The organism is Candidatus Woesearchaeota archaeon, from assembly GCA_027858315.1.
Taxonomy (GTDB): Archaea; Nanobdellota; Nanobdellia; order Woesearchaeales; family UBA583; genus UBA583.
On record JAQICV010000028.1, the window covers coordinates 1 to 8,576 of the forward strand.

Annotated in this window: 15 protein-coding genes; all 15 read left to right on the forward strand. The window is 30.9% G+C overall.

Going from position 1 to position 8,576, the window contains the following annotated elements; translation table 11 throughout:
- Nucleotides 1–188 (forward strand): hypothetical protein (locus PF569_01915; GenBank protein ID MDA3854986.1); only part of this gene is annotated, 188 nt, incomplete at its 5' end.
- A complete protein-coding gene (locus PF569_01920; protein ID MDA3854987.1) occupies nt 145–333 on the forward strand; it encodes a hypothetical protein in 189 nt (62 codons plus the stop codon). The genes PF569_01915 and PF569_01920, both read left to right, overlap by 44 nt.
- Nucleotides 323–454 (forward strand): hypothetical protein, encoded by a 132-nt coding sequence (locus PF569_01925; GenBank protein MDA3854988.1) that lies wholly within the window; start codon nt 323–325, stop codon nt 452–454. The genes PF569_01920 and PF569_01925 overlap by 11 nt, the downstream gene beginning before the upstream one ends.
- A gap of 209 nt (nt 455–663) precedes the next feature.
- Nucleotides 664–942: a hypothetical protein gene (locus tag PF569_01930; protein MDA3854989.1), complete on the forward strand. Its 279-nt coding sequence runs from the start codon at nt 664–666 to the stop codon at nt 940–942.
- Entirely contained in the window at nt 939–1,262 is a 324-nt protein-coding gene (locus PF569_01935) for a hypothetical protein (GenBank protein MDA3854990.1), read from the forward strand. Before PF569_01930 ends, PF569_01935 begins: the two co-directional genes overlap by 4 nt.
- A gap of 4 nt (nt 1,263–1,266) precedes the next feature.
- Nucleotides 1,267–1,563: a hypothetical protein gene (locus PF569_01940; protein MDA3854991.1), complete on the forward strand. Its 297-nt coding sequence runs from the start codon at nt 1,267–1,269 to the stop codon at nt 1,561–1,563.
- A complete protein-coding gene (locus PF569_01945; GenBank protein MDA3854992.1) occupies nt 1,560–1,784 on the forward strand; it encodes a hypothetical protein in 225 nt (74 codons plus the stop codon). Before PF569_01940 ends, PF569_01945 begins: the two co-directional genes overlap by 4 nt.
- Before the next feature lie 35 nt (nt 1,785–1,819).
- Nucleotides 1,820–2,053 (forward strand): hypothetical protein, encoded by a 234-nt coding sequence (locus tag PF569_01950; GenBank protein ID MDA3854993.1) that lies wholly within the window; start codon nt 1,820–1,822, stop codon nt 2,051–2,053.
- A 49-nt stretch (nt 2,054–2,102) separates the two neighbouring features.
- A complete protein-coding gene (locus PF569_01955; protein ID MDA3854994.1) occupies nt 2,103–2,360 on the forward strand; it encodes a hypothetical protein in 258 nt (85 codons plus the stop codon).
- Nucleotides 2,361–2,362: 2 nt separating this feature from the next.
- On the forward strand, nt 2,363–2,689 hold the full coding sequence (locus tag PF569_01960) for a hypothetical protein (protein MDA3854995.1): 327 nt from the start codon (nt 2,363–2,365) through the stop codon (nt 2,687–2,689).
- Between the two features lie 14 nt (nt 2,690–2,703).
- Nucleotides 2,704–2,979 (forward strand): hypothetical protein, encoded by a 276-nt coding sequence (locus tag PF569_01965; protein MDA3854996.1) that lies wholly within the window; start codon nt 2,704–2,706, stop codon nt 2,977–2,979.
- Between the two features lie 71 nt (nt 2,980–3,050).
- The gene (locus tag PF569_01970; GenBank protein ID MDA3854997.1) at nt 3,051–4,886 is read left to right on the forward strand and encodes a hypothetical protein; all 1,836 of its coding nucleotides are present in this window, start codon (nt 3,051–3,053) and stop codon (nt 4,884–4,886) included.
- Between the two features lie 180 nt (nt 4,887–5,066).
- Nucleotides 5,067–5,219, forward strand: a complete 153-nt coding sequence (locus PF569_01975; GenBank protein MDA3854998.1) for a hypothetical protein — start codon at nt 5,067–5,069, stop codon at nt 5,217–5,219.
- A 22-nt stretch (nt 5,220–5,241) separates the two neighbouring features.
- Nucleotides 5,242–6,921 (forward strand): hypothetical protein, encoded by a 1,680-nt coding sequence (locus tag PF569_01980; protein MDA3854999.1) that lies wholly within the window; start codon nt 5,242–5,244, stop codon nt 6,919–6,921.
- A gap of 2 nt (nt 6,922–6,923) precedes the next feature.
- Nucleotides 6,924–8,576, forward strand: a 1,653-nt coding sequence (locus PF569_01985; GenBank protein MDA3855000.1) for a hypothetical protein, incomplete at its 3' end; no start/stop codon positions are given.

Here is an 8,576-nt window from a genome sequence, read left to right on the forward strand (position 1 = left end):
CGTCTCTTAACGATTATGGAACATACTCGCATGAATATTTAATCAAATTAATGAAAATTAAGGATGATATAATCAACAGTGATTCTGAATATATCAATAGTATGCAAAAGCTCAACAGAGAGGATGCACTATTAAACATAAGAAATGAACTCAATAATTACTACTATATCTTATTTAGAAGATTATAAGGCTATACTAAATAAAAATATGAGTGGTGATTGTCGTGTTTTCAAGGATGTAATATTAAGGGCTAAGTTTAATGATGTTGAAGAGTGTATCAATTTTCAAAACAGGATTTTAAAGGGCGAGGTAGTGATAAAAGATGTCAAATAAATGCGGTCTTTGTGATAGTTCTGATGTAATAGCATCACCTTATTGGAACGAGTTGATAGGCGAGTATAGGATGAAAATTGTTTGCAATAATATTGATTGCATCGGTAATAAATTTAAATAAGAAAATGGAACAAATAAAATTAAATAATGTTACTTGTAAAGATTGTAAATTTTTTCAAACAACTTGTTCTAAAGCTGATTATAAAAATCATAAAATTTGTAAACATTTTGAATGGTGGTAATTATATAAAAAAATAAAATAAGAAAATGGAAGAAATAATATCAAAAATATATAAGGTAAATAAGAGCCATGCACAACTCTTGATTGAATTGGCTAGGAATAAAAAAGATAAGGTTAGTGTTAACGAATTAGCAGATGCACTAAGTAAGGATAGGACAACTATTCAAAAAAATGTAAGCTTATTGATTAGGCTCAAAGTTATAAAAAGAGAACAAACGAATCTCAATAGAGGATTTAGGCATGATTATAGTTTTATCAATGGAAAGGAGCGATTTTTAGCTTATGTGTTTAATGCAATTAATCAAGAATCAATAATACAATTAAGTATGCTTTCAAAGTTTAGTAGTGAGGTGTTAACAAACAAATGAGCAAGAGACAGAGCAATTTTTTGAGGGGTATTTATCTAAAATTATTAATCACAATGAGCAACCATGATTTCATGAGCGTTCCACAGATTAAGGCTAGTTTTGAAAAGCTTAAATTTGAGTACACAAAAGAGGGAATTTATAAGGCTTTGAATAAACTGCAAGAGTACTCATTGGTTGACTATCAAGACCTAAAATGGAGCATCAAGAGACCTAATATAGACAACTTTCTTGAAGTTAGGGGTGTCGAGCTAAATCAATTAATAGAGTCACCTAAAAACGACTTAAAAATTATATCCAGCTTGAAGAAAAAATTAAAATAATAAAATGACAGAGACAAAAAATAAAATACCTCACGATATTAAGGTATACATAGACAGAGAAAAGAACTCTTTTGAATTGCATGATTTAAAATATAAGCTAATTTTTATTAGACCATATAAAGAACTAGTATCTCAAAATATTACCAATGAGAAAATTGAGAGCGTAAAAAATGTTTACTCAGTTTTGATAAATCGAGTAATTGAGAGAGCCAATAAATATAGACCTGATTGCAGTGCAGAGGGTAGAAGAATATTGAACTGGTTTGAAAAGGAGTTAAGAGAGGTTATTGAAGTAAAATGAGCGATTTAAGTATTGACATGATTACTAAAAGGCTCAAATTACTAGGTGAGATTACTGGCGATGATTATTATGTATCTTTTCATAATGATGGTTCTAGTGTCATTAAAATAATAGGGCTTGATAAGTATTTTGTTCATAGTTTTGATAATGATGACTTGCTACGAAACCTTAATAATTTGATTGTTCGTACAAGGGCTGTGCTTAAAAAATGCACACAATAAATAAGTATATAAGTAAATATAATTTTAATATTAATATGGTAATCAAAGAAGAAGAAATTAAGAAAGCGGTGGATGTGTTATTAAAGAGTTGTAGAATCGAGCAAGACTCGTTTGGGCTTGACATAGTAAGAGAGTTTGATATTGGCGGAACAAGAAAAAGGTTTTCTGTTAATGTTGATATTGTTGAGGAGACTTTAATTGATGGAAATTGGGTTAACAAATTTGATGAAATCGAGGAAGAACCCATCGAAGAAATAATAGTGCAATAATTTTGAACTATTTGATTATATTTATAAAGACAGACCAACAAATATAATAATGGAAATCGACTGGAATAAAGAATTTGAAAAACTTAAATCGTACAAGAGAGTTGATGATATTGATTTGTATAGCAAACTTGATATTAGTGAACTCTCTGAATTAAAGACTACTTATAAGCAGAAATTAAAGGAAGTAAACCCTATAATTAAGACTCAAAGCGAGGAACTGGCATACTTGCGAGAACTTAGCTCATTAATTACTGGTGAGCTTGGCATCATTGATACAAAGATACAAATTTTGGGGAAGAAGAAGTAAGAATGAACTGGTTTAGAAAAAATAAGTCTGTTAAAAAGAATAAATTTCTAAATGATGAACACAAAACTCTTGCGAAGAAAAGTAAAAAAATGTTAAGACATGATTTATTGATGAGCGTTTTAATTATTGGGCTTTTGGCTTTGTTAATATATACCAATTTTGAAATATGGATTAAATTTGTTTCAGGATGCACGATATTTTTTATCATGGCACTAAAAGAAAGTAATGCAATTAAATTTTATGAGAATATTCCGATGCTTGAAAAGTTTAAGGAACTCAAAGATAAGGAGATTGAAAAGCAAAATTCCGCAAAGTATATAAACTCCTAAAATAACACTAAAATATGGTAGAACTAATAACTTTTTTAACTGGTAGCGTACTCCTATTCTTTGCTCTAAAAATGGTTCTTGCTAAGTTCTTTATTGATACACTAGGCAAACTATTTATGAACCCTGTTGTTCTAACTGGGCTTGTGGTGTCTATTGCTTTATTTTATTTAGTTCCTGATATAGTTACGCCATATTATGAGATATTCATAGAGTACTTTGTCAATGGTATAAAGTCAATGCTGTTTTTGGTGTGGGATTTAGTTGAAAGAATGTTTTCATCTATTCTTTAATATTTCAATACGAATTTTTATTCTAAAAAAACAATAACTATATAAGCTCATGAATTTAGTTTAATAACATCATGGGAACATATTGTAAACATAAAAAAGGGCAAAGCTCACAAATGTCAATCATAGCTTTAGTTATGATGGTTGTTGTTGGTGGAATCTTTGCAATAAGCGGAGGGGGTGCTACTGATGATGGGTTCACAGAAGTAATAAACCTAGCTCCTGATACAGCTGTTAATGATGAAGAGGGTCTTGATTATGAAAACAGAGATTTGGATAGAATTATTGATGACCCAACAATTACTGTGTTCATGGATAACACCAGTGGAAAGATTGAAGTTGAGTACGATGCTTTTGATAGTGACTTGATAGTATTAAAAAACATGCTTGATAATACAACTATGAATTATTCAGTAGCAGAGTTAACTAAATACACAGGAGCTTTAAAAGATGGTGAAACCATTAAGAAAATTTGGTTCAACACAGCGTTCGATTTAGGGGGTTTTGATAAATACTTTCAAGCAGTTCTAGTATATAATGCTGATTGGAATACATATAAAGTTTTATGGAGTATTGAAAACAGAGACTATGTTATACCAAACTTGGAATCAATTGATGTTGTTAATACATTCACAGATTATCAATTTAGTAGTTATTTAACTGCAAACAATTATAAATTATTTGCATCAACAAGCGATATTAGTTCTCCTTTGGCGTATAATAGTATTGTGTTAATGGATGCAAACGGAGATATTGAAATATTAAAGGATTTTGCTCAGGGGTTTACAGTTATATCGGCTTATACAGAATACAGTTGGTACAAATATCATTATGTTGGAGCTACTGGTTATGACTTAGAACAAGAAAGTTGGGCCGCAATTAGAGACATGAATGTGGTTTCACGATTCTCTCCAAGAACTAACATGCAATTTGCAATTAATGAGTTCACGGAATACTCATTCCCATCACTTGCAGTTAATCAAGATACAAGAACTACTGGTTTTAATGAGATATCTATTGTTAAGCAAGAATTAACTGCTGGGCAGTCTAGTATGCTTGATAGTAATTTTAAACTTGTTAGTAATGAGAATTATAATGACATGTTAGCTTATACTGAGAACCAAAATTTGCTTAGCAGTCTAGTTGAAACTAATGCACAAGATGTTGTTGATGGAATCGGAGCAGATAGTAGTATTTCAATGTGGAGTGATACGATAAATCATATTGCTTATGGAATAGGTCTTGCAGCAAGTGAGGACCATGACAACATTGAGGGAATTGTTATTGATGGTTACATATCTAATGTAGATGGTGCTGAATTTATTGAAGTGGGTCATTTTAATTTTGATGCTAGTGAGTCTTACGGATTAAGGCTTGGCGATACTGGTGCATCAACTATAAGTGCTGATAATTTAGCTGTTGGAACTTTTGGTAAAATGTCAATGGATAGCGTGAACGATTCAATAAGCTTTGTTGGAACTGCGTACCCTATTGGTATTGATGCTTGGGCTACATTCTATGCTTATGTATTAAATGTGTTTGATTATTCATTCGATTATGGTGCTAGTATTACTGGCTCAGTTGTTAACGGAAAATTGGATACAACAGATGTTATTGATACTTGTGATATAACTACTGGTTGCGAATACGCTTTCACTAGTGCTTATCAAAATCCAGGAATTGATACACTAACTTTAACTACTCAAAAACCATTACAGGATTTGCTTGTATATAATACAGAAAATTATTGGATGCTTTATACAATGAAAACACCATCATATAATGTTGATGGATGTATGATATTTGATTACAGGGATGTAACTCTTGATATAAGGATGCCTGTTAGTGTTTGTGGTAGCCAATTAGCTGGTGCAAGTTCAGATGCTCAGTTTAAAATATTTGGTAGATAAAGCCTTATGTTTTAAATATATTTTATTTTTTTTAACAATACCAATTAATTAGTAGGTAGAGATTATTATTATCACTCAATACTAAACTATATAAACTCATGAATTTATTACTATTGCAGTATGAAAAAAAGTAATGATGGATTGAAGGGATTTCTGTATAAAGTGCTTGGCTTAGTGTTGATGTTCGCTGGAAGTGTTTTATTCTATGAGGGGTTTAGTACTATTGTATTGACAAGAATTGGGAACGACCCAGTAGTTCAATTTATCACAGGAACTTTAATTTTGGCTGTGGCGTATGTAGTATTTGATAGAAAAGTTAGTCTAATCAAATAATCAAATAATTCAATTAAAAAAAATGGTGAAAATAAAATACGATGGTGGTATAGGAAAATGGCTTGGAGGAATATTTATTATATTCTTGCTTGGATTTACACTAGTTAGTGCTAGTGACAAGACAGAGATTAATTATCAATCATTGTTATCTCTTGATGAAATAGATAGCTTACTGAGTAGTTATTTTAGTAGTTTTAACGCAACAGAGGTGTATAATACTTATAATGATTACATAACCAATCAAGACATCACGAACCAGTACATAACAAACGAGTATTATAATGTGACATACTTGAACGAAACATTGAACGAGTATATAACAATGACTGATGTTTATAATAATTATATTAATGATACTACTTACACTTACCTAAACCAAACATTTAACGACTTTATTACAAACGAGTATGTGACAATCAATGAAACTTATTATGATGTGTTTAATGATTATGTTTACCTCAATCAAACATTTACTGATTATGTAACAAACAATTTTAATGATTTTACTACTTACAATTACACTTACATAGATTATATTGATTATATCACCTACAATCAAACATATAACACTTATATCTCAAACTATTTGAACGAGACAATAAATACTTATGTAACTAACAATTATCAAGAAGATTATTATTATAATACTTATATTTACAATCAAACATTCTTGAACCAAACATTTATTGATAACTCGTACTACGATTATTCAACAAACACGATTAACAATACATTGCTCGAAGACTTGATGAGTTCAGTTACAACTATTTGGGATATAGTAACTGATGGAGCAGATGATAGGATTGTACTTGATGGACTTGATTCAATTATATTAACAGAGACTGATTGTTCAATAGTTGAATTTATGTTTAAAGATACACAATTAACATCAATTTTTGACAACGAGGGGTTCATTGTATCAACACAATTAGCACAAGCTCAGGACATTGATTTCTTGGCATCATTCTTTGTTGATAATACTGATAATGTTGTAATCAATAATTTAAACATCACCTATGACTCAATAAATGCTCAAAGGGATGCACTATTTTCAACAAGTGCTGGAATTGGATGGACTGCTCAGTTCAATGCTAATGCTAATGTTGGTGAGATAATCATGAACTTTGCACTAACAGATACTGATAATTTACCACAACAATCAATCTTAACATTTAGTGAGAATGGTGTTGATGTAATGGAATTGTTTATCGATAATAATAAAATCGGTTTAGGAAACTTGGCTACTGGGGTTCAACAATCACTTGACAATTGTGCTTACGGAAATTGTATTGACAACATGGAGTTCGTTATATTTAAAATCGTGGTTGATGGTACTGAATTAGTATTGAAAAACGAGTTCGATGATGAGTACGCAAGAATTGATAATCCGTTCTCTCTTGGTGAAAATGTAATTGGGCTTGATAGTTCGCTTGTTTATGATGAGAGTTATTTTAGGAGCGTTTATATTAATACTATTAACATGTTCATGATTCCTGATGAGTATTTAATTGATGGAGTTGAGTTTGAGTATGATAAGGATGTATGGAATCAAGCAACAATTTACTTGCTTGGCGATAGTGCTTTGTATAGGATAAATAATGAGGTTGCATCGGTTAACTTTGATGTTAATAATGTTCTTGATTATTTCATAACTTTTGATTTAACAAGGACTAGCTTAGCTAACCTTTATTGTAGGAATTAAAAATGGTAAATAAAAAAAACATTCAAGTAGTTCTTGGATTATTGTTATTTGTTGGAGTAACTGGTGTAATGGGCGGAACTGCCTTTATTAACTATTTCTTTAGCATAGATTTTACAGATATAGATAGTGCTATTCTTGTTAATGATGAATTACAGCTTAGCGTTAATGGATTGGCTTTTGAGTCAATGAGTTTTAATTTTATTGATGCGAATGATATATCAAACTTAACAAAAGAGTACTTAGTGATAGAAAATGGCACTAATTATGACTTCACTTACGCAACAGAAGAGGTAACAATAAACGCTGTAACTGGTACAGCTACTGGTGGTTATGTTCAATGGCAAGATATACTCGATACTGCAACTAATGTTAACATGTCAGCAATCTGCCCTACTTGTAATACAACTGATATAATTACTCTTTCAGGATATGTTGGCGGTGGTGCTAATGTCTTGGCTAGTGCAATTTGTAGAGACATGTTTGATATGGATGTCAACCCTACAAGTGTTGCTTGGGCTTGGGTTATCAATGGGAATTACTTTGGTACTAGTGGCTACTATAATGTTATTAAAAGGTCAACATCTGATTTATATTCAAGGTACTTACTTCCGTACAATTATAATCAAATATACACATCAAAAGGGTTTGAATGTAAGGTTGTAGCCCCTACAACAGAAGTTATAACAATGACTAAGAGCTTGTTTGAATTAAAGTTTAGGGCGTTAGAATCTTTTGAGACTGCAACATATATTGTTAGTGATGAAAAGTCAATGATGTTGATATTTAATAGTGATTATAATACTTATTCAGCATACATAACTATCAATGATGGTATTGATGTAAACAAATTTTACTTTGAGGATTTAGCAATTAACCCTGACTCTATTGATGATATATTAATACTAGAAAACATGGTTCAAGATTATGCGGTACAAAGAATTGTTGTTAGTGATACTGATTTCTTTATAGAAAAAGATACTCAGATTATAAGCAGTTTTTCACTTCCAGTTAATGAGATAACAATTGATATGATTGGTGTTGAATCAATGAGTTTAATAACCAATAACCAGCCAATTGATTTTAATACTGATAACATCGGCGGAAAGGTTCAGTTTTTGAGCAAAGGTGTATTTACAGCAATGAAAGATTATAGTCAAGACAATTTGAACTTGTTTACATATTCAAGGCTTGGTGATTTTCTAAGCGTTGAGGATAATGTGTCCTTTGATTTCAATAAACAATCTCACAGATTTGGAAACGATATTAGTGCTTTGTATGTTCCGCTTGATAGTGGTAGTGTTGATGTGGTTAATACAAACATTTCAGTTGTGGTAAGAGATATTGATTTTATTTCAAAGGTTGATTTAGGATTTGACAACAATAGTTTTTACTTTTCAACAGATGGCGTGGAGTATAAAGACTCATCCTTTGGTTTATTGTACCAATTCGCAGAAATAGACATCGTTTCAGGACACTTAATTAGTAATGAGGACTTTGACCTATCACAAGCAGAATTGTTGTCAAATACTAAGGTTGGAACATATCTTGATTCAATTGTTGGAGTAAGTTCACCATTAAATGTAACTGGTGCAACAACATTATTTTTCAATAGTTACAATCAAAGATATACTCAAAACGTTGAACCAATATTAACC